This window comes from Dyadobacter crusticola DSM 16708, from assembly GCF_000701505.1.
Classification (GTDB): Bacteria; Bacteroidota; Bacteroidia; order Cytophagales; family Spirosomataceae; genus Dyadobacter; species Dyadobacter crusticola.
On the sequence record NZ_JNJB01000006.1, the window covers coordinates 36,513 to 61,403 of the forward strand.

The 24,891-nt window shown below is 48.6% G+C and carries 20 protein-coding genes; 11 read left to right on the top strand and 9 right to left on the bottom strand.

The features are described 5' to 3' along the window. Positions 1–2 precede the first annotated feature (2 nt). A complete protein-coding gene (locus tag Q369_RS0108665) occupies positions 3–3,101 on the top strand; it encodes an efflux RND transporter permease subunit (RefSeq protein WP_031527409.1) in 3,099 nt (1,032 codons plus the stop codon). Between the two features lie 34 nt (positions 3,102–3,135). Then, complete coding sequence (locus Q369_RS0108670; RefSeq protein ID WP_031527410.1) at positions 3,136–4,638, top strand: capsule assembly Wzi family protein; 1,503 nt, start codon at positions 3,136–3,138, stop codon at positions 4,636–4,638. 307 nt (positions 4,639–4,945) lie between these two features. Here Q369_RS0108670 and nhaA (Q369_RS0108685) read toward each other — a convergent pair whose 3' ends face one another. Next, positions 4,946–6,151, bottom strand: a complete 1,206-nt coding sequence (gene nhaA, locus Q369_RS0108685) for a Na+/H+ antiporter NhaA (protein WP_035333182.1) — start codon at positions 6,149–6,151, stop codon at positions 4,946–4,948. A gap of 248 nt (positions 6,152–6,399) precedes the next feature. Between nhaA (Q369_RS0108685) and Q369_RS0108690 the strand changes: the two genes are divergently transcribed. Next, on the top strand, positions 6,400–7,824 hold the full coding sequence (locus Q369_RS0108690) for an alanine/glycine:cation symporter family protein (RefSeq protein ID WP_031527413.1): 1,425 nt from the start codon (positions 6,400–6,402) through the stop codon (positions 7,822–7,824). A gap of 54 nt (positions 7,825–7,878) precedes the next feature. Here Q369_RS0108690 and Q369_RS0108695 read toward each other — a convergent pair whose 3' ends face one another. Continuing rightward, positions 7,879–8,202: a recombinase family protein gene (locus Q369_RS0108695; protein ID WP_051663978.1), complete on the bottom strand. Its 324-nt coding sequence runs from the start codon at positions 8,200–8,202 to the stop codon at positions 7,879–7,881. Positions 8,203–8,402: 200 nt separating this feature from the next. Here Q369_RS0108695 and Q369_RS0108700 point away from each other — a divergent pair, with 200 nt between their 5' ends. Genes Q369_RS0108700 through Q369_RS0108710 form a run of 3 tightly spaced genes read left to right on the top strand, consistent with a single transcriptional unit; the run spans position 8,403 to position 12,230 of the window. Beyond that, positions 8,403–10,172: a TrkH family potassium uptake protein gene (locus tag Q369_RS0108700; RefSeq protein WP_031527415.1), complete on the top strand. Its 1,770-nt coding sequence runs from the start codon at positions 8,403–8,405 to the stop codon at positions 10,170–10,172. Positions 10,173–10,183: 11 nt separating this feature from the next. Continuing rightward, positions 10,184–10,861 carry a potassium channel family protein gene (locus tag Q369_RS0108705; protein ID WP_031527416.1) on the top strand — a complete coding sequence of 226 codons (678 nt, stop codon included), beginning with the start codon at positions 10,184–10,186 and terminating at the stop codon, positions 10,859–10,861. Positions 10,862–10,904: 43 nt separating this feature from the next. Continuing rightward, on the top strand, positions 10,905–12,230 hold the full coding sequence (locus Q369_RS0108710; RefSeq protein WP_031527417.1) for a DUF389 domain-containing protein: 1,326 nt from the start codon (positions 10,905–10,907) through the stop codon (positions 12,228–12,230). 23 nt (positions 12,231–12,253) lie between these two features. Here Q369_RS0108710 and nhaA (Q369_RS0108715) read toward each other — a convergent pair whose 3' ends face one another. The 3 genes from nhaA (Q369_RS0108715) to Q369_RS0108725 form a co-directional block, all read right to left on the bottom strand. Continuing rightward, positions 12,254–13,468, bottom strand: coding sequence for a Na+/H+ antiporter NhaA (nhaA, locus tag Q369_RS0108715; protein WP_051663979.1), 1,215 nt, complete (start codon positions 13,466–13,468; stop codon positions 12,254–12,256). Between the two features lie 130 nt (positions 13,469–13,598). Then, a complete protein-coding gene (locus tag Q369_RS0108720; RefSeq protein ID WP_031527419.1) occupies positions 13,599–13,913 on the bottom strand; it encodes an HPF/RaiA family ribosome-associated protein in 315 nt (104 codons plus the stop codon). A gap of 53 nt (positions 13,914–13,966) precedes the next feature. Continuing rightward, positions 13,967–15,121, bottom strand: a complete 1,155-nt coding sequence (locus Q369_RS0108725; protein ID WP_051663980.1) for a baeRF3 domain-containing protein — start codon at positions 15,119–15,121, stop codon at positions 13,967–13,969. A gap of 206 nt (positions 15,122–15,327) precedes the next feature. Here Q369_RS0108725 and Q369_RS29660 point away from each other — a divergent pair, with 206 nt between their 5' ends. From Q369_RS29660 to Q369_RS0108740, 3 genes are all read left to right on the top strand, one after another. Continuing rightward, a complete protein-coding gene (locus Q369_RS29660; RefSeq protein ID WP_262485482.1) occupies positions 15,328–15,456 on the top strand; it encodes a hypothetical protein in 129 nt (42 codons plus the stop codon). A 12-nt stretch (positions 15,457–15,468) separates the two neighbouring features. Next, the gene (locus Q369_RS0108735) at positions 15,469–16,449 is read left to right on the top strand and encodes a nucleoside hydrolase (RefSeq protein ID WP_031527421.1); all 981 of its coding nucleotides are present in this window, start codon (positions 15,469–15,471) and stop codon (positions 16,447–16,449) included. A gap of 194 nt (positions 16,450–16,643) precedes the next feature. Further along, on the top strand, positions 16,644–17,459 hold the full coding sequence (locus Q369_RS0108740) for a universal stress protein (RefSeq protein WP_031527422.1): 816 nt from the start codon (positions 16,644–16,646) through the stop codon (positions 17,457–17,459). A gap of 40 nt (positions 17,460–17,499) precedes the next feature. Here Q369_RS0108740 and Q369_RS0108745 read toward each other — a convergent pair whose 3' ends face one another. After that, complete coding sequence (locus tag Q369_RS0108745; RefSeq protein ID WP_031527423.1) at positions 17,500–18,336, bottom strand: putative universal stress family protein; 837 nt, start codon at positions 18,334–18,336, stop codon at positions 17,500–17,502. A gap of 294 nt (positions 18,337–18,630) precedes the next feature. On the opposite strand from Q369_RS0108745, the gene Q369_RS0108750 reads away from it, so the two are divergent. Further along, positions 18,631–19,941, top strand: coding sequence for a S41 family peptidase (locus Q369_RS0108750; RefSeq protein WP_169739243.1), 1,311 nt, complete (start codon positions 18,631–18,633; stop codon positions 19,939–19,941). A gap of 161 nt (positions 19,942–20,102) precedes the next feature. On the opposite strand, the gene Q369_RS0108755 is transcribed toward Q369_RS0108750, so the two are convergent. Together Q369_RS0108755 and Q369_RS0108760 are read right to left on the bottom strand one after the other, a co-directional pair. Further along, positions 20,103–22,271 (bottom strand): TonB-dependent receptor, encoded by a 2,169-nt coding sequence (locus Q369_RS0108755; protein WP_031527425.1) that lies wholly within the window; start codon positions 22,269–22,271, stop codon positions 20,103–20,105. A gap of 72 nt (positions 22,272–22,343) precedes the next feature. Beyond that, positions 22,344–22,658 carry a hypothetical protein gene (locus Q369_RS0108760; RefSeq protein ID WP_031527426.1) on the bottom strand — a complete coding sequence of 105 codons (315 nt, stop codon included), beginning with the start codon at positions 22,656–22,658 and terminating at the stop codon, positions 22,344–22,346. A 201-nt stretch (positions 22,659–22,859) separates the two neighbouring features. Here Q369_RS0108760 and Q369_RS0108765 point away from each other — a divergent pair, with 201 nt between their 5' ends. Beyond that, entirely contained in the window at positions 22,860–23,267 is a 408-nt protein-coding gene (locus Q369_RS0108765) for an EthD family reductase (protein WP_031527427.1), read from the top strand. A gap of 80 nt (positions 23,268–23,347) precedes the next feature. Here Q369_RS0108765 and Q369_RS0108770 read toward each other — a convergent pair whose 3' ends face one another. Next, on the bottom strand, positions 23,348–24,886 hold the full coding sequence (locus Q369_RS0108770; RefSeq protein ID WP_031527428.1) for a RagB/SusD family nutrient uptake outer membrane protein: 1,539 nt from the start codon (positions 24,884–24,886) through the stop codon (positions 23,348–23,350). Positions 24,887–24,891: the final 5 nt, after the last annotated feature.

The following is a 24,891-nucleotide window of genomic DNA, read 5'->3' on the forward strand; positions in this document are numbered from 1 at the left end:
TCATGCAGAAATTAACACAAAGCATTGTAGCCTTCTCATTGAAGAATACAATGATCATATTTTTCATGACGGCCCTGCTGGCTGTTGTGGGGGTGGTGAGCTACGTGCATACGCCCATTGAAGCGTTTCCGGATGTGACCAATACCCGGGCCAGGATCATCACCCAATGGCCCGGCCGCAGCGCTGAGGAGGTTGAAAAATTCATTACCCTTCCGGTGATGAAGGAAATGAACACAATCCCGAAAAAATCGCAGGTAAGGTCCATTTCACTCTTTGGCTTGTCGGTGGTAACTGTTTTGTTCGAGGATGATGTGGAGGACTTTTATGCGCAGCAATACGCGTCGACGCGCCTCCGGAACATTGAAATGCCCGCCGGGGCAGAGGCCGAGATTGAGCCGCCTTATGGCGCTACCGGGGAGATTTTCCGGTATGTGATCAAAAGCGATCGTCCGATCAAAGAGCTGACTGCATTGCAGGAGTGGGTAATTGAAAGAGAGCTGGTGGCCGTGCCCGGCGTGGCGACGGTGGCGAGTTTTGGGGGAGAGGAAAAGATCTATGAGATCCGCGTAAACCCCGCATTGCTGGCGCAGTACAACCTCACGCCGCTGGACGTGTACGATGCGGTTGGAAAAAGCAATATCAATGTAGGTGGTGATGTAATTCAGAAAGGCGACCAGGCTTATGTGGTGCGTGGGATGGGCTTACTGGAAAGTGTGAAGGACATTGAGAACATACTGATCAAAGTGCAGGGTAATGCGCCCGTGCTCGTGCGGCAGGTGGCTGATGTGGAGATCACAGCAAAGCCACGGTTGGGACAAGTCGGGCTGGGAGAGGATAAAGACCTGGTGGAAGGAATTGTGGTGATGCTGCGGGGTGAAAACCCAAGCGAGGTGATCGAAAAGCTCGAAAAGACCATTGCCGATCTCAATAACCGCATTCTCCCTGCCGACGTGAAGATCGAGCCCGTGATCGACCGCACCGAGCTGGTAGATGCGACGGTGAATACGGTAACCCACAACCTCGCCGAGGGGATTGTCCTCGTTTCCATTATCGTTTTTGTGTTTTTGTTCAACTGGCGTACGACCCTTACCGTTGCGCTGGTGATCCCGCTTTCTTTTCTGTTTGCAATTACAATGCTCCGCATTCAGGGGCTGCCTGCCAACCTGATCTCGCTGGGAGCTATCGACTTCGGTTTGCTGCTGGAAGGTACGATGGTGATCGTGGAGAAAATCTATGTAGACCTGGAACGAAGTTCGCTCAAACTGGGCGTCGACCGGTTTAACAAAATGTCCAAAATGGGACTGATCAAACGCAGTGTCAAGCATGTGGCACCGCACATTTTCTTTGCCCAGATCATCCTGATCGTCGCATTGCTGCCCATATTTTCATTCCAGAAAGTAGAGGGTAAAATGTTTACGCCGCTGGCATTTACGCTGGGCTATGCGCTGATCGGGTCGTTGATCCTCAGCCTCACATTTGTGCCTGCGATGTGTAAAGTGTTATTGAGGAAAAATGTGCGGGAGATCAATAATCCTGTCGTGAATTTTTTCCGTAACAACATTTTCAAACTCTACCAATGGAGCGAGCGGAACCAGCGGCTGGTGATGGTTTCATTCGTCATTTTGTTCGCGGTCTGTGTAGGTAAATTCATGAGCTACGGAACCGAGTTTATTCCCAAACTGAACGAAGGCGCAATTTATGTCCGCGCCACTTTGCCGAACAGTATCAATCTCGAACAATCGGTGAAAACGAGTAATGCGCTGCGGGATACCTTGCGGTCATTCAAGGAAGTTTCTTTTGTAATGAGCCAAACCGGCCGCCCCAATGACGGTACCGATCCCACCGGGTTCTTTAACAATGAGTTTCACATTCAGCTCAAACCCGAAAGCGAATGGACCCGCAAAATCTCCAAAGAGGAACTGCTGCGTGAAATGAAAGACGTGCTGGGCTCTTTCCCGGGCATTTCGTTCGGGTTCAGTCAGCCGATCCAGGACAATGTGGAAGAATATGTGGCTGGGGTGAAAAGCTCGCTGGTGGTGAAAATCTTCGGAGACGACCTGCACGATCTGGAACGCCAGGCCGACAGCGTGGCTGCACAATTGAAAAGAGTGGAAGGTATCACGGACATTCTGGTCTACCGGAACATCGGGCTGCCGGAGCTGAACATTAAGCTCGACGAGGCCAGGATGGCGCGTCACGGCGTGTCGATGGCCGATGCGCAGGCAGTGATTGAAATGACGATTGGCGGAAAAGCAGCTTCGACATTCTACGAAAATGACCGGCTGTTTGATATCACCGTGCGGTACCAGGAAAAATACCGCAACACGGAAGAGGAAATCGGCAATATCCTGATACCATCCCTCGACGACCACGAGGTGCCATTGAAAGAGATCGCGAGCATCAGTACCAAAACCGGCCCGGCATTCATTTACCGCGAAGGCAGCAGCCGCTACATCGGCATTGGGTTCAGTATCGAAGGCCGCGACCTGGGCAGCACCATTTCCGAGGCTCAGCAGGTAGTCAAGGACCATGTGCAATTTGCTAAAAATGCCAAAGTAGAATGGGCCGGCGAGTTTGAAAGCAAAGAGCGTGCGACAGGCCAGCTGGCGGTAATCGTTCCGGCGGCAGTGCTGATGATCATTTTCCTGCTATATATGAACTTTGGAAATGTAAAGGATACATTGATTTCACTGATCACCATTCCGTTTGCATTTATCGGCGGGTTCCTGTCGCTGTGGGTTACGGGCACCATTTTCGGTATCTCGGCAGGGATCGGATTTATCATCTTATTCGGAGTTTGTACGATCGACGGGATCATCTTAGTGCACGTGATGAAGGATAACCTGTTACACAAGCTGCCGCTGAAACAGGCGATCTCCGAAGGTATTTACGGACGTATCCGCCCCGTGATCATGATTGCGCTCATGGGTTCGCTGGGGTTATTGCCCGCAGCGCTATCGAATGGAATGGGCTCAGAGATACAAAAACCCCTGGCTATCATGATCGTCGGCGGGCTGCTGATCTGTATGCTGCTATCTTTTACCGTACTCCCGCAGGTTTTCCACTGGGCTTACCGGAAAATGGATCACTCGGAGGCATAGTACCGGGCGGCACTACTTCATCCAAACCAACTTTATGAAATCAAAATCCCGTTTTTCCACGCACACCTCTGTTTGCATCCTGCTTCTCATCTCCCAGGCAGGCTATGCACAAAGTACTTCGGGAATCATCACATACAAGGATTCGACCAGCAGCTATCTTTCAATTTCTGCCTACGGAAGCAGCTCTGGCCGAACACCTTTCTGGATACAATCGAATCAGTTTGGGATGATCCCGAAAGCGAGTCCGGCAGGGAGCGTGGGCGGGGCTTTGGAAAAATACTGGAAACTTAACCGGCGCGGACAATGGCGGTTCGGCGCGGGGGCGGAGGCAGTTGGGATTTTGGGTGAAGAAAGCAGGATCCTGTTACCCCAGGCGCACGCTACATTGCGGTTCCGTAACTGGGAATTGTTTGCGGGACGGAAAAAACAATGGGTCGGGCTCAGCGACTCCACGCTCAGTTCGGGTTCTTACTCCTGGTCGACTAATGCATTGCCCATTCCCAAAGTGCATTTGGGAACAACAAAGTTTGTTGCAGTACCTTTTACAAACGGCTGGATTTCTTTCCAGGCATCTTATTCAGATGGCTGGTTCGAGTCAGGCCGGCCAGTAACGGGCAATCTTAAACTGCATCAAAAAACATTGTATGGTAGAATCGGAAGGCCGAATTCGAAATTGAAGCTGTACGGTGGTTTCAATCATCAGGCGCAATGGGGTGGGAGTTCAGACTACAACACTGTTGACGGGAAAATGCCCAATGACCTGGAAAATTATTTCAATGTTGTCACCGGGCGGAAGAACACCAATAATCCGAGCCACCATGATAATACAAACCGCGTCGGAAATCACCTGGGAAGCATTGACCTGGGTTTTGAAATTGAAACAGCCAACCTTAGCATTCTCGGCTACCGGCAGAATTTGTATGAAGACGGCTCACTTTACTGGCTGAACAACATTGCAGACGGGCTGAACGGAATCCGGCTCAAAAGGAAAAACGCTTACGACGCTGGATTTGAGATCAATACCATGCTGATTGAATACCTGTACACTAAAAGCCAGGGCGGGCCGGATGCGGATGATAACCTGCCTAAATGGAAACGGGGTAAAGACGATTATTTCAATAATGGACAGGTCCGCGACGGCTGGTCCTATTTCGATCGGACAATCGGTACACCTTTCATTACGCCCACTTCGGAAACCATCTGGAACTGGCCAAATTATGCCAACTTCTTCACCAGCAACAATCGTGTATCAGTCATGCACCTCGGACTGGCCGGGACATTTGCGCGCAGTTTTTTGTGGGCCGGTAAATTCTCTTATTCGAGCAATGCAGGTGCCTATGATGTGCCGTTTGAAGGTACACCCAGACAGTTTTCAGCGATGGTCAGTGTAGAAACCAGGCTGCGCTTTATGGGTAACCTCCATTCCAAACTGATGCTGGCAACAGACTTAGGCGGACTTTATCCGAAAAACTACGGGGCAGGCCTGTCGATCACCCGATTTTTTCAACCAGCTCACACAGGTCGGTACCGGGATTAGAATTTTATTATAAATGCGTCTTTCTGACTTTTCCTCAGAACTAAACCGGTTTTTCCGGCATTTTCTCCCAAGACAGCCATAAAAAATACTATGACGATATACAGCCTTGCCCTTCGAGTTAAAGAGATAACTGATCTGCAAATGGAGTATGATCTCACCCGCGACAAAGAAGTCTTGACTCAGATCAATGACCGGCAATTAGATCTGGAGATACTTGTCGAAAGTATCATTAATACTTATCACGTCCCGACGGATGGTCTTTTTGACAATCTCTGTGTTGATGTCGACCAATATGGATCGTGAGTAGTTAATGATCTTCGGGTACAGCAGGTCTGTTCTTCTTGATTTTTCCATCCACCTGGCTTAGCCACATGTATCCGATAACGCCGGATATAATGGAGGCGGTTAATATGGAAAATTTGGCTTCGGCAAGGATTAGGTCCTTTCCGGCAAAAGAAAGCAGTGCAATGAAAATGGACATGGTAAAACCTATCCCGCCCAGCATTCCTACACCCAGGATATGAAGCCAGGAAGCATGTTTCGGCATTTTGGCGATCCCCAGCTTCACTGCCAGCCAGGACAGCAGCGTAATGCCAACCGGCTTTCCGATGACGAGACCGGCAATAATTCCCATTCCGAGCACGGTGGTTAGTCCCTGCAGCATTCCCGCTTCAAACTGGATGTTGGTGTTGGCGAGCGCAAAAATGGGCATGATGATAAAGTTGACCGGATTGACCAATATATGTTCGAGCTTTTCCAATGGCGACTCAGTTGCATCCGGCGTGGTAGGTATCGCAAATGCAGTCAGAACACCGGCTATAGTGGCATGTACGCCTGAGTGGTGGATAAAGTACCAGATAAATAGCCCGGGGATGAGATAAGCAGCCAGGTTTTTTACCCCTAACCTGTTGATCAATAATAAAAAGGCGAATATGCCGAATGCATACAGCAGGTAGGCGTAGTGAATGTCTGTCGAATAGAAAATGGCGATAACCAGGATCGCCATCAGGTCGTCTACGATCGCCAGGGCAGAGAGGAATATCTTCAGTGAAGATGGTACCCGTTTTCCGAGCATGGATATAATGGCAATAGCAAATGCGATATCCGTCGCCATTGGAATGCCCCAGCCGCCCGCAGTTTCAGTGCCTGCATTGAGCGCGAAGTAAATTCCTGCCGGCACCATCACACCGCCAATGGCCGCGAGGATGGGGAGCGAAGCTTTCTTGAATGAAGACAGTTCGCCTTCAACCATTTCCCGCTTGATTTCCAGTCCTACCAGCAGAAAGAAAATGGCCATCAAGCCGTCGTTAATCCAGAGTAAAACAGGATACCGAAGATGGATTCCCGCGAAGTCCGCGCCGATTTCTGTGCCAAGTATGGCTTCAAGACCGGGGCCTGCTCCGGTATTCGCCAGGATCAATGAAACGATCACGCATACTATCAGAATAATCCCGCCGGTCGAGCTGGACTGGACAAATTGCTTGAAGGAGCGGAGGTTGATGAGTTTTGCCATGGTCGCAAATCTAGCAACTATGGCTTAAAATTTCACCAAATAAGCAATTAACCTGGCCTTGAAAGAGCCTGGATATGGAAGAAAAATATCACCTTGCATCCCTGTTGAAAAACGCGCATTGACTGAGATGAACAAAAAAAGCAGTAAATAGGGTGATTAAACAGCACAAAACAGCTGCCGCAGACCAACTTTCCTTTTTTCGTAACTGACAACTAAGTTTTTTAGATAAACCCTCTCTGGATCTTCGTATGGAGCAAGTAGTGAATGCAGTCAATGGCGTTATATGGAGCAACGCGCTAATCGTTCTTTGCCTGGGCACAGGAGTTTACTTTTCAATTGTTACGCGCTTTTTACAGGTGCGGTACCTGCGGGACATGGTAAGCCTGCTTTTCGGCAACAAGGGATCTGCAAAGGGTGTTTCCTCTTTTCAGGCGTTCGCCATAGCCATTTCGGGCAGGGTAGGAACCGGTAATATCGCTGGTGTGGCCACTGCCATTGCGATGGGCGGGCCGGGCGCTGTTTTCTGGATGTGGGCGATCGCTTTCCTGGGTGCAGCATCCGCATTTGTGGAAGCTACCCTGGGTCAGATATACAAGCAGGTCAAAGACGGGCAGTACCGCGGCGGGCCTGCATTTTACATTGAGAAAGGGCTCGGCATCAAGTGGTATGCGACGCTGTTTGCCGTTGCTACCATCGCCAGTACAGCCCTTTTCTTACCAGGAGTGCAGAGCAACAGCATTGCCACCAGCGCAAGAAGTGCATTCAATATTCCCGTAGAAATGAGCGGTGCGGCTATCACTTTTTTACTTGGACTGATCATTTTCGGTGGCGTTAAGCGGATCGGGAAGGTTGCCGAGTTTGTGGTCCCTTTTATGGCAGGCGCCTACATTTTAATGGCGTTAATCATTATTGCACTCAACATCTCACACGTTCCGGAAGTGTTTGCCCTGATCTTCCGGTCGGCTTTCGATTTGGAGCCGGTATTTTCCGGGATTTTCGGAATGGCTATTTCCTGGGGAGTCAAGAGGGGTATCTACTCCAATGAGGCAGGACAGGGAACGGCCCCGCACGCGGCAGCCGCAGCCGAAGCAAGTCACCCTGCCAAACAGGGACTTGTGCAGGCATTTTCTGTGTATGTTGACACCTTATTCGTATGCACTGCTACGGCTTTGATGATCCTTTTTACCGGTAAGTTCAATGTGGTAAACCCCGCAGGCGGCTTCCTTGTTGAAAACGTCAAAGGAATGGCCATCGGATCTGAATTCACCCAGCAGGCGATCAGCATGCACTTCCCCGCATTAGGCAGCGGCTTCATTTCAATTGCCCTGCTATTTTTTGCATTTACAACGATCATGGCATATTACTATATCGCTGAAACCAACCTGAGCTATCTCATGAAAAATGGTGACAGCAAAGCGTTGCTTTGGGCATTACGCGGCCTCATTATGGCTGCTACTTTCTACGGATCGGTTAAAACCGCCGAGCTAGCCTGGACGATCGGCGATATTGGGGTAGGATTAATGGCCTGGTTGAATATCATCGCCATTTTGCTTTTGCGAAAACCTGCTCTCGACGCATTGAAGGATTATCAGAGCCAGCGAAAGCAAGGCAAGGACCCGGTTTATCGTGCTTCCGAGCGAGGCGTGTCGAATGCTGGACAATGGGATTTATAGATACGGTAAGATCCAGGCACTCGGCTGCGGCAGACATTTACCGGAAAGGAAGGACTAGTTACTGCCAGCCGGCGCAATCACAAACTCGTTGGATGTGTCGATCCTTTCCCGAATGCAGATCAGATGAATTTGCTGCTGGCCTAACCTGATCAGCAGATTGATAAAATCAAGGACAGTACCTAACTGATCTTTGCTCGACACGACGAGTGAATCTCCTTTACTGAGGTTCATCAGCAAAGATTCGAGTTCCGGGTATTTTGTCGTAGCCAGAGCGTCGGTTTCTATTGACACGCGTTTACATCCATATTCCTGTAGTTCACTGAGTTGGAGCGTAAGTGTACTCTGGCTATCAAAAAAACGGATGTATCCGGAATGCATACTGATCAATTAAGGTTCGAAATTTTTGCCAAGATAGCTGTCCACCCGTTGCCCGGTCGAAATGGCGTATTAGAAAAATATTAGATTGGCGTCGGGCCTGTTTTCTACCCGTGAGATAAGCTTCTGATTTTTTTTCCTGGCCGGCAGGCGGGCGTATCAGCCAACAAATTACCTTATGTTTGTGTTAAACATTGAGGTTGATGGATGATAAAATAAGGTATCTGCGCAAATTACTTGACCGAATCCTGGTAGGGATGAGTTTCATTTGCTCGATGGTCGTTGTTTTTCATTTAGGCTACAACACAGACCCGGAAATCGAGCAGGTGACCAACCGAATACTGGAGTGGTGCTTTCTTTTTTTTGCATTGGCGCTGGCGGCGAAGCTTTTTACAGCATTTAAAAGCAAATCTTCCGTCATCTCACGCGTGGGAGAGGCATTGCTTTTCTTCTTCTTTATCTCGGTTATCATTGCTGATAGCTATCACTTCTCGGCAATGGATGGTACCGAACTTGTCAAACCTGAATGGATGTATCTTGGCATATTCGCCATTCTGATCATTGAAGTTTCCAAACAAACGCTTTTTTTCGACAAGTTTTATTTCAATCCCACGCTGCTTTTCGTACTGAGCTTTCTGGCGTTGATCCTGCTTGGAACTGCGCTCCTTCTGCTGCCTAAAACAACCGAGGACCACCAGCTTTCTTTCGTCGACGCGCTGTTCATGGCAACAAGTGCCGTATGCATTACCGGCCTGGCAGTTGTAGACATATCCACGGAGTTCACGCGGTTCGGGCAGACGATCGTGCTCATACTCGTGCAGATAGGCGGGCTGGGGATCATGACATTCACCGGATTTTTCGGCTACTTTTTTTCAGGTGGCTTTTCGTATAAAAATCAACTGATGTTTACCGAGCTGATCGGCGAGAACAAGGTGAGCTCAGTAATTTCCACCCTGTACAAAATCATTCTGGTTACCTTTTTCTTTGAGATACTGGGTGGTATTCTCATTTATTTGAGCCTCGATGCGGAGCATTTTGAGAGTGTGGCGGATCAACTGTACTTTACCGTATTTCATGCCATTACAGCGTTTTGCAACGCAGGGTTTTCAACTCTGCCTGACGGATTGAACAACACTGCGATCCGGTTCAATTATCAGCTGCATTTGACGGTTATCCTGCTTTTTGTAATGGGAGGGCTGGGCTTCGGAATTATATTCAATTCATATGAATTCATCCGCCGCTGGATGTTCAATTTCTACCACAGGATCAGGTACGGCCGCCATTTTATCTACAGGGCACGGGTAATTACTTTCAATTCTAAAATCATCGCGTATACCAGCTTCTTTCTGATTTTGTTCGGATTTATCCTGGTCTTTATTCTGGAATCCAAGCACACGCTGCTATCACACGAGAGTTATTTCGGGAAGATCGTTACTGCATTATTTATCGGCACGAGCCCGCGTTCGGCAGGTTTTAATACGGTTGTAATGAGTGAACTGGCATTTCCAACCGTTATGCTGATTTTTCTGCTGATGTGGATCGGGGCGGCACCCGGTTCTACGGGCGGCGGCATTAAAGTCACCACATTTGCATTGGCCACACTGAACATTTTCACGCTGGCGAGAGGCAAGGACAGGATCGAGATTTTTGGCAGACAGGTTTCAGACGACTCAGTTTCCAGGGCATTGGGCATTATTTCGCTTTCCCTGATCTTTCTTGGTGCAGCTATCTTTATGCTATCCGTGACAGATCCTGATAAAAATCTTCTGTCGCTGGCGTTTGAAACTTTTTCAGCTTACAGCACAACGGGCCTCAGCCTGGGTGTCACACCGGAATTAAGCCCGGCGGGGCGCCTGGTAATCATTTTAACTATGTTTGTCGGCAGGGTAGGCTCACTGACGTTACTGGTGGCTATTGTAAAAAAAGCCAGGCCCAAAGATTATAAACTCCCTGCCGAGCAAATGAACTTTTAAATCAGATTGGCATGAAATACATCATATTTGGATTGGGCAGCTTTGGTAAATCACTCGCAGTGCGGCTGACCGAGCTGGGGCATGAAACCATTGGAGTTGATAACAACATGCAAAAAGTGGAGCAGCTTAAAGAACGCATTACCCACACTGTGTGCATGGACTGTACTGACAGGAATGCAGTCAGCTCGCTTCCACTCCGGGACGCGGATTCGTGTATCGTCGCCATTGGAGAAGATGAAGGCGCCTCGCTGCTGGCAACTGCACTGCTGAAACAGCTCGGGGTGAAAAAGATCATCGGCCGCGTCGTTTCTGACCTGCAGAAAACAGTGTTGGAAGCTATGCAGATCGAGGAATATATTCTCCCAGAGGAAGAGTCGGCAGAAAGGCTGGCAATGCGGCTGGACAATTCTGGGATTGTAGACTCATTTAAGATTTCAGAAAAATACAGTATCATAGAAACCAAGGTGCCCACGCGTTATATTGGTATGACGTTGGCGGAAGCAGATCTGACCAACCGCTACAATGTGATTGTGCTGACTGTACTGACACTTTCGAAAGGGTCGGAAAATGGGCTTGCTAAAATATTCAAGAGAGCTTCCGGCATCGCTACTCCTCAGACCGTCATGCATGAAAATGAAGTACTGGTGCTGTTCGGGGAATTGAAGGATATTGAAAAGCTGATGCATTGAGCCAATTTGCATCCCGGGGAGCTTTTTGGGTAATTATAAAAGAATGAAAATGATCATTGAAAAGCTGGCGAGCAGATTTGACATCTCTTCCGAGCGGGAGGAGTATACCAGGATTCACGATATAGTTGAGAGTGGGATTGAATTTAGAGGTACGAACCTGTGGATCCTTATATTCGCGATTTTCATCGCCTCCGTTGGTTTGAATGTAAATTCTACGGCGGTTATCATCGGCGCCATGCTGGTATCGCCGCTCATGGGGCCGATCCTGGGCATGGGGTACAGTATCGCCACCTATGACTTCCTGCTGTTCAGAAAAGCATTGGTCAACTACTTTTTTGCCATCGTCGCGGGGCTGCTTACTTCTGCTGCCTATTTTTATGTTACCCCTATCTACCAGGCACATTCTGAGCTGCTGGCGCGTACGCAGCCCAATATATATGACGTGATCATTGCATTGCTAGGAGGGCTTGCCGGCATTGTGGCCGTTTCCAGTAGAAACAAAGGCAATGTAATTCCCGGGGTAGCTATCGCGACGGCACTGATGCCTCCGCTTTGCACAGCCGGTTACGGCCTTGCGACTGCCAACTGGGGCTTCTTTTTCGGAGCGTTGTATTTGCTTGCGATCAATACGGTTTTCATTGGCAGTGCCACCCTGATCACCGTGCGGTTGCTGCGATATCCAATCCGGGAATATGCCAATGAATATCAAAAGAAAATGGCTAACCGGTGGGTGAGTTTTTTGGTTTTGTTAACCACCGTACCCAGTGTCTACTACGGTTATCTGCTTGTACAAAAGGAAAATTTCATACAGAATGCCAATAACTTCATTAACAATGAAAGCTATATTGAAGGTGATTTTTTGTTAAAACACGAGCTGGACGCTGCCAGAAAACAAATCAAGCTCATCTACGGAGGCAGGCTTATTGACGAGGTGGAAAAGAAGCGGTTGGAGAGCCGGAAAGGAATATACGGATTAGCTGGTACTACCCTCATCATTCAGCAGGGATTTTCCATTAATGATGTTTCAAATGAGCTTACGCAAACTGATCGCTACCAGGCGGAGATCAATCAGCTTAAAACCGAGCTAAGCCGCAACATTCAAAAGCAGGATAGCATCGCCTCGAACCGAAAAGCCAATGCACTGCTCTTCCAGGAAATCAAGCCACTTTTTCCTGACGTCAGGTACTGCTCTGCCGAAATGCAGACATTTTATGCAGATGCCCGCAAGACAAACCGATATACGGTTGTCGTACTAGGCACAGTCAACACAAGGCAGACAGCACGGGACCTTCCGAAGATCAGGAACTGGCTGCAGGTTAGATTGAAAAGTGATTCGATCAAAGTCTATATCGAGAAATCCACCTTATAGAAATAGAGGACGCGGAATGCGGCTCAACTGGCTTCCGGGATAATCGGGACCTCACCGGTGAAGTCTTTTTTATCCTTTTTCAAACGGCTAAGCCAGAAGTAACCCATTGCTCCGGATAGAATGGAAGCGATCAGAATAGCAAATTTGGCTTCTGAGAGGATCTGGTATTTCCCGGTAAATGAGAGCAATGCAATAAAGATCGACATCGTAAAACCGATACCTCCCAGCATGCCGACTCCGATAATATGCATCCAATTTGCCCTGTTTGGCAACCTGGCAATACCAAGTTTGACTGCAATCCAGGAAAACAAGCTGATTCCAAACGGCTTTCCGATAACCAAGCCAGCGATAATTCCCAGGCCGAGTACGGTGGTGAGCCCCTGCATCATGCCCAGTTCAAACCGTATGTTGGTATTCGCCAAAGCAAAAACGGGCATAATCAGGAAATTGACAGGCTTAACCAACGCATGCTCCAACCTTTCCAGTGGAGACTCAACCGGATCTGAGCTGGCAGGTATGGCAAATGCAGTAAGCACACCGGCAACAGTGGCATGTACGCCAGAGTGATGGACGAAATACCAAATCACTAGTCCTGGCACCAGATATGCAGCCAGGTTCTTCACCCCCAATTTGTTAAGCAACATCAGGAAGGCGAAAATACCGGCAGCGTACAAAAGATATATGTAGTGAATGTCTGCCGAATAGAAGACAGCAATCACCAGAATCGCCATCAAGTCGTCGACAATCGCAACTGCTGACAAGAATATTTTCAAAGACGTCGGGATCCTTTTTCCTAACATAGATATGATAGCGATCGCAAATGCAATATCTGTCGCCATTGCGATGCCCCAGCCTTCGGCCGTCTCTGTACCGGCATTGAATGCAAAGTAGATACCCGCGGGTACGATGATCCCACCCACTGCGGCAAGAATGGGGAGCGACGCTTTTTTGAAGGATGAGAGTTCTCCTGCCACCATCTCCCGCTTGATTTCAAGCCCCACCAGCAGAAAGAAAATGGCCATCAAACCGTCATTGATCCAGAGCAGAATTGGATACCGCAGACTAAGCCCGCCGGCTTGCGTGCCGACTTCGGTACCCAGCAGCGCTTCAAGCCCGGGACCCGCGGGTGAGTTCGCGAGCAACAGCGATATCACCACGCACACCATCAGAATAATCCCTCCGATAGAGCTGGATTGAAGGAATTGTTTAAAGAAATGGAGCTTTGTATATGCTTTCATATATCAATGCAGTGGCTGAAATACAGAAGGTAATGTGAATGGATCTGTTGTTTTTCAATCCGGGTATCAGCGAATTTGAAGCGAGCCGATACCCGGGTAAGTCGAGGCGGAATGGAATCAACCGTGCGGCTCAATAATTCCGCGAGCGTCCGATAATGGTTTCCAATGCGTTTTTGAGCTTGTCGCTTGCACCCTTTACAGCCAGCTCGCCTGAGTCTGCATCATTGGTCACAGCCAGCGGCTGCCTTCCTTCGAGCCTTGCCTCGATCATGCACCTGATATCGTCCTGACCTTCTTTGTGGCCATTCTCATCTGAAAGGTGCACTTCCAGGCGGGTGATGTGCTTGCTGAATCTTGCGAGGTCATTGTTGAGGAATTCCACCAGCGGAGCGGCGGTTTCTTCGTTTCCTGTTATGTTTTTATCTGTATTAAACTGGATAGTCATGGTTCTGTTGTTTAAATGAAAATGAAAATAAGGCAGCCTGTTGGCGCAGGTGATCAGTACCTGAAAATGGCTGCCGCGCCTGTCTGTACGGGCATTTTCTCGGCTGGTACGATAATAACCTCCCCGCCGAATTTGACTACGATCTCGCTAATGTCGTCCAGCAGATCGTCCACCTCCGGGTCCGAAAGCTCAGTCGTTTTCACCTGCCCGTCGCTCCCTTCCACTATTTTTCCGGGAATGATCTTGTCAGATTCCAGTAACAGCGTTTCGATCCGTCCCGACGTAGCAGCAGCTACGATATCAGAAATCAGGTCACTGCCTTTCTGGTCTACTATCGCCTGACAAACCTTGTCCGACCAGGTATCGAATTGTGCATTGTACTCAGGCTCCATCACTTCCCAGGCTTTTGTCCTGAGCTGCTCAGAGGTAAATGCCTGGGGATTGGACAAAATCCCGTCGCTTAATAGAAAAGGATTCCGGCTGACCTTTCTGAACAGGCTGTGGTGCTCCGGCAATGCAGCCAAAATCAGAGGAAGTCCCGAAGGCTTTGAGAAATTTTCATGCACGGTATCGGCCACCACTCTGAAAAACCGCTCTGCGTCGATGTCGGTTTCGTCTTTTTTCCCGCCATGCCCGTGATGCATATTCCCGCCTTCTCCTCCAACACCGCCGTAGGAAGCCACGGTGATATGTTTCTCAGTTAATTCCTCGCCTAAGGCTTCCTGTAAAGTTTTAGGTATGTCTTCGCCCAGCTCGATCTCTGAAATGGAATGCCGGTTACCTTCAAAAAGCCGCATTTCATGCAGGTTCAAACTAAGTATCTGGAACCTGTCAACAGTTTGGAGGTAATTACGCAGCGGCTTCGTATGAAAGCTGTCAGCCACAACCACCAGTTCAGATGTTTGCACCGGAAGACTGATCAGGTGGAAAACGTCATCTGCGCTAAAAACAGCGAGTCCGTCAAGATTATGATTCCAGACATCACGGTCATCTTTCACATTTTCAAAGGGTCTTATAAACTCCTTTACCTCATCTGCAGAATACTTCTGTGATAAAGAGCTTTCCAATTGTTTGATCAGGTTCTGAAATCTGATAGGGTCCTGGGCGTTATCGGGATGCGACCTGTGCGTAGGCAAATACATTGAAATGCAGGGACCCGTATTTGCTGCTGATAGCTCTGAGATGAATGCTTTGGTGGGTAGTTTCATAATTTTTACAACTTAACGTTAAACATTTTCAATATTAACGGCACTATAACTGTACCACCAGGCTTTGGCAATGCACGAAAAACCTGTCAATCGGGACTGTTAGCAAACGCATGGTTTTTTATGTAAACAACTTTTATTCAGCTTTTTATAAATGAGTTTCTCCTGCTTGTCGGGGGCGGTATTAGATTTTTATTATAAAAACCCTGATGGGAATTGAGCGCCAGCGGATTGCTGACGGTTCCCGCTATATCCATTATATTACCGATTCCAGTGACTTTGCAATGAATGCGTTGCCGCCTGTAAATGGAGACACCGCTGTTTCGGGTATTCTTTAAATTCGATTTGCTATGTTCAGGCTGCTTCCATTTTGTTTCGCATTATTTCTATTGATTCAAAAGGCAAACACGACTTCCGCGCAGGTTTCCGGAAAAGCGCCGGTATCGGTGATATTGGACACGGATATGGACTCTGACGTCGACGATGTGGGCGCGCTTGCTATGCTGCATGCATACGAAAAGCAGAAGAAGGCGCGCATACTGGGTATCATCGTAACCAGCGACGAACAATATAGTGCCCCCTGTACCGACGCGATCAATGCATGGTTTGGCAGGAAGGATATCCCAATCGGGGTAAGCCAGAAAGATTCGCTTAAATCGTTTTCAAAATATACGCAGCAAATAGCCCGGCAATTTCCCAACCGCTTTGCTTCCAATGCGGATGCAGAGGATGGTACCCTGGTTTACCGGAAGCTGCTAGCCGCTGAACCCGATCAAAGCGTCGTGATAATCACCATCGGTCATCTGACAAGCCTCAGCAGACTGCTGGACTCCGCTCCCGATGCGGTCAGCCCTTTGAACGGGCAGGAGCTGGTCAGGCGGAAAGTAGTGCGCTGGTCTTGTATGGGCGGCCAGTTCCCGGAGGGGAAAGAGGCCAATTTCTACCGGCCAGATCCTTCGTCGACTGTTAATTCACTGGCCAAATGGAGCTTGCCTGTTACATTCGCTGGGTGGGAAGTCGGTAATCAGATCGTAACGGGAGGCGCACCATTCAAGGCGGAATGCGATCCTGAAAGTCCCGTTTACAAAGCGTATGAACTGTACAACGGATTCAAAGGTCGCGCCAGCTGGGATCAGGTTGCTATCCTTGAAGCAGTGGAGGGTGCAGATCCGTTCTTTCTGGTCAACAAAAACGGGCAGTGCAAGGTGGCAAAGGATGGTAGCAATACCTGGGTCGCGCCGCCAAATCAAAATCACGGATATCTTTCCATGAATGCCGAAGTTGAAAGAATACGCCGGCATATCGATCAACTGATGCTCCTTAAAGAGTAGTTGTTTGGTTTGATAGATAAATAGTTGGTTCCGCCGATCTCCACTCCCTGGCGCCCCAAACTTCGTCTGCTTTTATTTCAGCGAATATCCCAGGCTGTCAAATTTCATGATTTTGTGTGGCAGAGCGTCATTCGTTCTGCTGGGTTCACGGACTAATTTGCGCTTGTTGATTATCGGCCTAAGTGGTCCCCGAAATGAATACTGTGCAAAACATCCTGGTACCCTGCGATTTCTCTAAGCCAGCTTTGGAGGGCCTCTACTTTGCAGTCGAACTTGCTGCATTAACATCCGGGTCCATTACAGTGCTCTCGGTGATCAGCCCGCAGCAGCAGAAGGACGAACCGTTTGTTACAGCGGCATTCACGAGAAATTTCGAGGATATTCTCACCAAATTCGCGCCGCCTGTAAAGGTGCGCCACCTGATCCGTTCCGGGAAATTTGTGCCCACAATCACCGATTTCATTGCAGAGGAAGCCGTTGATACGGTTGTAATCGGCACGCGCGGTTCCCGGGGCTGGGAAGGTGCATTTATGGGTTCAAACGTAGAAAAGCTGGTCAGGGCCTCACCGGTACCGGTGTTCGCGATCAAAGGGCCAACGCACCTTCGTCATGTGAAAAATGTAGTCTTTCCATGTGATCTTGTTCTTTCAGACCAGTATGGAATATCCCGACTGAAAGCACTTCAGGAAGCACTCGGTGCTCGACTGCATTTGCTCAGGATTGATACCTCCGGAACCCACGATCCTCGACTTCTGGCGGAGCGTATGCACGAATATGCCCGTTTCCACGGGTTTTCAAAGTTTACAGTCAATGTAGTTACTGCGCCTGATGAGAAAGACGGTATCCTGCATTTTGCGCGGGAGATTGGTGCAGATATGATCGCCATGACCACGCACGGCACCACAGACCTCAACCACCTCTTTATGGCAAGCATTGCAGCTGATGTGGTCAACCACGCCCATTTACTTACCTGGACTTGCGTGCAGCAGCCGGTCGCGCGGTTGGTGTAGGAAAAATAAAGGCCGGGTTTGTTGTCCCGGCCTCGTCATTTTAGGTATGCGCGATAAAGAGAGGGTTATTTAATTTTTCCATTAAAACATCAGCCATGCTGCGGCGGAACCAGCGTGACACGAGGTCGCGTTGATAGGCACCCAGGACGATCAATGCCGATTGGTCACTTTTGGCAAGGTGATTTACAATTTCCTGCTCCGGTACGCCATGCAGCACATGATAAGTGACATTACCGAAATGCCTTTTGCAAAACTCTTTCATCAGGCGGTTATCCGGTAAATGCAGGTTTTCTTCCAGCGGTTTGACGGAGAGTATTTCCACAGGCAGCATTTTCAGGAATGGGAGCAGGTAGCTGAACATCTTGATTGCAAACATGGAAGAAGGCTGGCCGTCATATAGAAGGACAATCTTGTCAATAAATTCAAAATCATCCGGCACTACCAGCACCGGGCACTGAATGTCCCCGAGCAAGTCACGCACAAAGCCTGTCGGGGGATTCGTAGGAACTGGGGACAGCGTTTCATTTCCACTGATAATCAGCAGGTCGGCATATACTGTTTCGTGGAGTAGCTCGGGGAGTGCAAAATTCCGGTCGTGGTGTACGGTGAATTCAATGTCCGCTTTCTGGCAGATCTCCGAAAATTTCTCAACTGCTTCGGCTCTCTTAATCGTGTCTTCCTCATTAAGCTTCCGGAGCTGATGTTCCCAGGGTTCCAGTCGCGGTGCCAAGTCGTAGATCGAATAGCTGTGATAGCTGAAATCTTCGAGAAACACGCCAATCAGATGGGACTGGGTTTCCCTGGCAATCTGGATCGCATATTGAACTGTACTCTCCGCATATCTCAGGCCGTCAATGGCCGCAATGATCTTCTTCATAGTTTTTCAAATTGATGGTGGGCGAAAAGGAATAGTGGGGATTGGCCCGTTGAATGATTCACCTTTAATGCGTTCTGCCACACATGATTGCTGTGGCTGCATCAAAATAAGTCAACCCGGAGGCGGGAAAAGCTGACCTAAGCAGGGAGAAAAAATGATTTGCGTCAGGTATTCAGTTGAAGGATCGCCAGCAAGTTATGCGGTGGCCGTTGGTTTGTACGTCAAATCTGCCCCCAGCTGCTTAAATGGAAATTAATGACGATTATTGGGCTGGTGATTTCAATCGGTTTGTTCATGAAGAAAACTTTGCTCCTGTGTTTTCTGGCAATTTGTTTGGCTGGTTGCGAAAAAGAAATACAGGATAACCTATCTCAAAACATGTGGAAGGGAACCTTAAATGCGCCCGGCCAAAACATTGCCTTGTATTTCAGGTTTGAAAAACCATTTATCGGGAAATTGAAATGCAAAGTCTCGATACCTCAGCAGCAAGTATTCGAATTACCTGCGTCTGAATGCCTGATTGTGGGTGACAGCTTGTATCTGGAATTTTCTGAGGGAATGAAGGCGACGTACAAAGCCAGACTCGGCACCAGCCAGGTCTCCGGGAAATGGATTCAGGGCAACTACACTTTTCCGCTGACATTGGAAAGATATGCAGGATCATTATTCGCGCTTTATGCGGATCAGGCGCTGGTTATTGCTGAAAAGAATGCATTGAATACCAGGAACGTAGATTGGGCAAAGCTCCGGCATAGTGTTTCAAAGGCGGCTGAGAATGCAGCGAGCGTAGACCAGCTTGTTCCTGCATTGGAATTGATCCTTAAAGACTTAAAGGATAAACACGGTTTCATTTATTACAACAATAACAGCATTGGTTATGAAACTGATACCTACAAGAACGTAAGTCCGGCATTGAGAAAGGCCGCTTACGGGAATGATAAGGATATCGTGTCCGTGCAGCTTCACGACTCCATTGCATACCTGAGAATTCCGGCGAGCCCGGATTTTCAATCAGGGAAGGAAGACGCTTATAATCAACAGATTCAACAACATGTTTGTGATCTGATTAACAAGGATGTAAAGCATTGGATCATTGATCTGAGGCTGAATTACGGCGGAAGTATGTTTGCGATGTTTGGTGGATTGAACAAGTTATTGGGCGACGGGAAAATTGGTTCTTTTGTTAACAGCAATGGAGAAGTATCAGGCAACTGGATCATGAAAACCGGCGATTTTTATGTTCAGCAGGAGCGAAGAACTTCCTCGGGAGTGCGCTGCAAATCCCGCCTAAATCCCGGGAAGATTGCCGTGCTTACGGGACCAATTACTGCCAGCAGCGGCGAGGCAGTGGCAGTCGCATTCAAGAGCCTGAACAATAGTAAAACGATAGGCGAACCAACAAAAGGATTTACAACAGCATTAAGTGGGTTTGCCATCGGAAAAGATCTGACATTCTTCATTTCAACAGGCTACTACTCAGACGCGAAGGGGCAAGTTTATCGCAACGGTGTCAAGCCGGATATTGAAGTTCAGAACGGCGACGACTTCAAAGAACTCCTGAAAGACAAAAAAGTGACAACCGCCATCGAATGGATGCGAAACTAGCCTCAGATTCTTAGTCTGTATCTTTTGTAAAAGCTAACAGCTAAAAGCCAATAGCTAAAAGCAACAGCCACCGAAAGAACCCGGCCCTTTGCCTTGTCCGATGAACAAGCGGCAGAAGGACCGGGGTTGATCAAATGGAACACGGCGGCAACTTACATTTCCTATAAACGAAGCTTGATGCCGCCATTGATTACAAAACCATCGAGCGGCGCGTAAATGTCTTTGAATACGGGATTAGTGATATTGCCGTTGTAGATCGAGCCGAAGCGTGTCTGCCGGGTATCAGTGAAGTTTTCAAAGTTGATAAACAGCGAGAATTTCTCCCAAAGCCGCTCTGCCATGAAGCCGGTAATCCAGTACGATCTGCCCACCGATCCGTCATTGAGCGTCTGCTTGCTGTAATAATATGCTTCCAGGCCGATCTTCCATTTGTCTTCTACTTCGTACATCAGCACATTATTGAGCCGGTGTTTGGCTGTTAGCGGGTTCACACGTTTTGCACCTTGTTCGTGTAGTTTCGCATCTGTGAATGTGTATCCGATAAAGAGTTTAAAATCCCCATAACCCAGTTTCAAATTGGTTTCTGTTCCTTTTGTGTCAACGAAACCATCTGCATTCGAAAGTTTAGCAGTGCCGGAATCTCTGGTTGGTCCAAGGAGCAATGGATCATTGATCCGCGTGTAGAAGAACATGTGGTTTAAACCGAAGCTCAATGCGCCAAAGTGCGTGGTGTAATTAACATCGAAGTTGGCACCATAAGATCTTTCCAGCTTATTGTTCTCCGGGCCTATCGGCAATACAGAGCGGAATTGCCTGCGCTCAGTCTCCTCTGTAAAAATGGTAGGAGTTTTGTACCCGAGTCCGCCACCAAGTCGGGAGCTCCATTCAGGCGTGATTTTGAAAAGTCCGGAGATCCGGGGCAAGAGTACCAGGCTGTAATCGAACACGTAATCTCCACGGAGGCCCGTTTCAATACTGAGCCAGGGCGCCGTCTGCCAGGTATTCTGTACAAATGCGCCGAGCGTATTCTGGGTATAATCCCTCTTGACAAAGTTATCGGCCGGCGATTCCCGGAACTGCTCGGTATACAGATTGACACCCGCCACCCAGTCGGAGCGCTCGTGATTCATGTTGAATGCTGCCTCCGAATACGTCGAAAGTTGCCGGCCGTCGAAAGTATAGGCAGGAATACTGATCCTGCGATCAAAGCTGTTTACGGAATTCTTAACAGTCAGCCGCATTCGCTCACTGTAATCATGCTCGAAGCTCAGTTGCATTGACAAGCGGCTGCTCTTGTTTTTTTCGAAGTACCGGTTTAATGCATCGCCTTCGTTCCTGATGTAGTTCATATCCCCGCCAATGCGGTCTTCAAAGACGGTATTCAGTCCGACATTCAAGCGCGTCCGGTCATTGAAATAGACGAACAATTTGGGGTTAAATACATAACGCTCAGTCTTTGGGATAGCTGAAAAACCCTCATCGGAAGGGTCGTAAGCGCGACTGCTGTTGCGTGCAGCAAAAAGCGTAAGCCCAATCTTGTTGAACTTCTGACTATAAAACCCATTCACATCCAGGCCGCCCGCAGAAGTGCCATTGATCAGAAAGCGCAGCTCTCTTTCGTCGGCCGGCGCTTTGGACACCAGGTTTACAAGTCCCGCAATTGCGCCGCCTCCGTACAAAGTGGAAGCAGCGCCTTTGATAACCTCAACCTGTTTGAGGTCCAGCGGAGGTGTTTGCAGCAAGCCAAGTCCGCCTGAAAAACCAGCGTATAATGGGAAACCGTCTTTCAGGATCTGGGTATAACGACCGTCGAGCCCCTGGATACGGATGCTCGAATTAGCGGAAGTTGCCGAAACCTGCTGCGTCTGGATACCGGTACTTTCATTGAGCATCATACGGATATCACCTGGTTTCATGTTGGCCTTTTCTTCCAGCTCTTCACCGCCGATAAACTCCACGCGGGTAGGAATGTTCTGAATTGTGCGCGAGCTGCGTGTTGCCGAGATGATCACTTCTTCCAGCTCTTCATCGCTGGCTTCCAGCAGTACAATGAGCGTATCGCCCGCCACAGGAAAGGTAATTTGCTGCTCCTGCGGTTGGTACCCGATAAAGCTGAATGTGAGCTTTTGCCTGCCTGCGCGTATCCCTGCCAGACTGATCAAACCTTGTTCATTTGCAGTTGCGCCGACCGTGGTTCCGGCAATCTTTACAGTTGCGCCGGGAAGCGCCTGGCTCGATGCTGCGTCACGGATAACGGCTGTCAATGTATGCTGCGACATTGCCACACTGCTGCTCAGCAGCAATAGGAAAGCGCCAAATGCTTTTTTCATTTGAAGTTGATTTTAATAAAAGAATAGCCTGGGAACGGATGTAACGACACCCGGCAATTGATGGGTGAAATATCAGGCTATCTGCGGCGGTTGCCAGATCGAAGCCGGCATATTAGTCCAGGTTGCTTCGAGGTAGTAGAAGGGTGCTTTGGGAATGGTAATGGCTGAGAGTGACAATTTTACAAACAGCTGGCTGGGCAAAATGCTGTTGCACGCTCCGCAGGCAAGGAATGGAATGCACACACTATGCGCTTTGTGATCGTTTGCAGGGCGATCATTGCTGGCTTGCTCGCTGATCTTTTCTTTACAGCAATCACTATCAGCTTCGCAGGTGAAGCCCGAAAGTGTCAGCAGGTAAAGTGAGAACAAGTAAATAAACCATTTCATACAGCAAATGTAAGCGGAAATGAACTCCTGCAAAAAAGTATTAAATTACTTCACGCTCAATGCAGCACGCTGATTTTCGCGAAGCAGCATTAATGTCCCGATCACACCCTGTAAAAGTCCCGGCTGCCCTGCCGGGGAAGTTCGTCAGGATACTATTTTTGAAGTATTTCACAAAAACATCTTAACACCGGAAAACTGATTATGAAATTGAAACTGCTCCTGTCGTTTTTTCTATTTGCCACTGTTCTCACTGCTTTTGGTCAAGCAAAGCCGAATGCGGCGACTCCTGAGAAGGGCCTGATTAAAATATCCGTGCTGTATCCATTCTCCGAAGGGAAAACCTTTGATGTGGATTACTATGAAACCAAGCACATGCCCATGGTAGCCGGGTTCCTGGGATCAAACCTGGTGAGGTATACCATTGAAAAAGGTGTTGCCAGCGGCATTCCCAACCAGCCGTTGCCATTTATGGCTATCGGCTCATTTTACGTAAAAAGCCTGAAAGAGTACCAGGACGCGATTGGCCCGAACAGGGATGCGATCCGGGCGGACTTTGCAAATTACACCAATATAAGCCCCGTCATCTTGGTCAGTGAGGTAGTGAAATGAAGTAGTGTGAATGCGTAGGTAATAAAAAAGGGGCGCTTCACAAAGTTGAAGCGCCCCCATGCAGGTTTCGTCCGGTTGGATCAATAGCCAGGATTCTGGTACATTCTCGTCGGATCAAGTTTGTATTCGTCAAAAGGGATCGGATAGTAGCGGTCTTTTGGTCCAAAATTCGAAAGTTTGGCAAGACCAAAACTGTCCTGGCTTTTCGCTTTGAAATAAGCTACCAGCTCGTCGGTTGTAAAAAAGCGCAGCAGGTCAAACCAGCGATGGTTTTCAAAGGCAAGCTCCGTGCGGCGTTCGTGCAGTATCGCGAGCTTCAACGTCGGATATTTGGCGCGGTAAGTCGCATTGCGGATCGATTCGGCGTACAATGGCAGACCTGCGCGTTCACGGACCTGGTCAAGGAAACCGATTGCCGCCGCTTCATTTCCCAGACACATATTGACCTCAGCCAACATCAGGATCACATCAGCATAGCGGATCAAAATCCAGTCATTTCCTCCAAAACCCTGGTTCGTAGCAGCCGGACTTGCATCGCGGAACTTGGTGATAAAGTAATCGCGTACAATTGGGTCCGCGGCAAACTTGATGCTGAAATCTTTTCTGACATCCGCTTCTTCATAGTCAAGCACAAGATCCGGCTTAACATTGCCGCCTGCGCCCGTGGAAGTCACCAGTGAGTTGATCGTTTCGCCTCTTGCCTGATTGTTCCGCGCAATGGCCGACGAAAAGTTAATGTCGCCCTGCTTGTTAACTACCTGGAAAATGATCTCCGGAACGGTAGATTTCTTAGCTACATCAAAAACATCTGCGTATGGGATTTCTTTCAAAGTCCCGAATGTGCGCAGGTCGTAACAAGCGGTCAGATAGTTCTTCGCCTGATTGAGGTTCGCAGTCCGGTTTGCCTGGTCCAGCGTGGTTGCCATCGTCAGATACACCTGTCCGAGCAATGCATTCGCCGCAGCTTTGGTTACTTTTCCTTTCAATGCGGTAGTCTGCACGGTCGGCAGCGGACTGTTCACAGCATCGGTCAGGTCGGTGACGATCTGCTGGTAAACCACATCCTGTTTTTCACGGAACGTATTTTGCGGTACTTCTGCAAATGTCAACGGTCTGGTAATCAAAGGTACATCGCCCCATCTGCGTACCAGATGAAAGTAAATCAATGCACGCATGAATTTGGCTTCTGCCTTGTACTTCTCTTTCAGGTTGTTATCTGTAAAATTCACCTTCTCAATTCCTTCCAGAACCTGATTGGAGCGTGTGATTGTCTGGTACAATGCCAGCCAGTGGCTTTTCAGATACGTGTTGCTGGGCAGAAGGGAAAAATCGTTGAACTGAAACGGCTCACCTGCATTCGACTGGTTGTCGTTCCTCCCCGTGTTGTCCGAACGTTCTTCGCTGTACAGCGCGCTGGTTTCCCCGATTCCGTTTCCATTGCGTAGCGATTGGTAAATGCCATTCACAGCCGCTTCCACGTCGCCGGGCGATTGGTAAAATGATGCATTGGAAACTGCATTCGGATCTTCCAGGTCAATGAAATCGGTAGAGCAGGCACTGAGCACGCAAAGTGCGAGCGCAGTAATGATATGGGTTAATTTATATTTTTTGTCAAACATAGCTG

What these genes read in the sequence shown, in the direction of transcription:
- Q369_RS0108665 (WP_031527409.1), top strand. Translation starts at nt 3, where the DNA reads ATGCAGAAATTAACACAAAGCATTGTAGCCTTCTCATTGAAGAATACA.
- Q369_RS0108670 (WP_031527410.1), top strand. Translation starts at nt 3,136, where the DNA reads ATGAAATCAAAATCCCGTTTTTCCACGCACACCTCTGTTTGCATCCTG.
- nhaA (WP_035333182.1), bottom strand. Translation starts at nt 6,151, where the DNA reads ATGGCAAAACTCATCAACCTCCGCTCCTTCAAGCAATTTGTCCAGTCC.
- Q369_RS0108690 (WP_031527413.1), top strand. Translation starts at nt 6,400, where the DNA reads ATGGAGCAAGTAGTGAATGCAGTCAATGGCGTTATATGGAGCAACGCG.
- Q369_RS0108695 (WP_051663978.1), bottom strand. Translation starts at nt 8,202, where the DNA reads ATGCATTCCGGATACATCCGTTTTTTTGATAGCCAGAGTACACTTACG.
- Q369_RS0108700 (WP_031527415.1), top strand. Translation starts at nt 8,403, where the DNA reads ATGGATGATAAAATAAGGTATCTGCGCAAATTACTTGACCGAATCCTG.
- Q369_RS0108705 (WP_031527416.1), top strand. Translation starts at nt 10,184, where the DNA reads ATGAAATACATCATATTTGGATTGGGCAGCTTTGGTAAATCACTCGCA.
- Q369_RS0108710 (WP_031527417.1), top strand. Translation starts at nt 10,905, where the DNA reads ATGAAAATGATCATTGAAAAGCTGGCGAGCAGATTTGACATCTCTTCC.
- nhaA (WP_051663979.1), bottom strand. Translation starts at nt 13,468, where the DNA reads ATGAAAGCATATACAAAGCTCCATTTCTTTAAACAATTCCTTCAATCC.
- Q369_RS0108720 (WP_031527419.1), bottom strand. Translation starts at nt 13,913, where the DNA reads ATGACTATCCAGTTTAATACAGATAAAAACATAACAGGAAACGAAGAA.
- Q369_RS0108725 (WP_051663980.1), bottom strand. Translation starts at nt 15,121, where the DNA reads ATGAAACTACCCACCAAAGCATTCATCTCAGAGCTATCAGCAGCAAAT.
- Q369_RS29660 (WP_262485482.1), top strand. Translation starts at nt 15,328, where the DNA reads ATGGGAATTGAGCGCCAGCGGATTGCTGACGGTTCCCGCTATATCCAT.
- Q369_RS0108735 (WP_031527421.1), top strand. Translation starts at nt 15,469, where the DNA reads ATGTTCAGGCTGCTTCCATTTTGTTTCGCATTATTTCTATTGATTCAA.
- Q369_RS0108740 (WP_031527422.1), top strand. Translation starts at nt 16,644, where the DNA reads ATGAATACTGTGCAAAACATCCTGGTACCCTGCGATTTCTCTAAGCCA.
- Q369_RS0108745 (WP_031527423.1), bottom strand. Translation starts at nt 18,336, where the DNA reads ATGAAGAAGATCATTGCGGCCATTGACGGCCTGAGATATGCGGAGAGT.
- Q369_RS0108750 (WP_169739243.1), top strand. Translation starts at nt 18,631, where the DNA reads ATGAAGAAAACTTTGCTCCTGTGTTTTCTGGCAATTTGTTTGGCTGGT.
- Q369_RS0108755 (WP_031527425.1), bottom strand. Translation starts at nt 22,271, where the DNA reads ATGAAAAAAGCATTTGGCGCTTTCCTATTGCTGCTGAGCAGCAGTGTG.
- Q369_RS0108760 (WP_031527426.1), bottom strand. Translation starts at nt 22,658, where the DNA reads ATGAAATGGTTTATTTACTTGTTCTCACTTTACCTGCTGACACTTTCG.
- Q369_RS0108765 (WP_031527427.1), top strand. Translation starts at nt 22,860, where the DNA reads ATGAAATTGAAACTGCTCCTGTCGTTTTTTCTATTTGCCACTGTTCTC.
- Q369_RS0108770 (WP_031527428.1), bottom strand. Translation starts at nt 24,886, where the DNA reads ATGTTTGACAAAAAATATAAATTAACCCATATCATTACTGCGCTCGCA.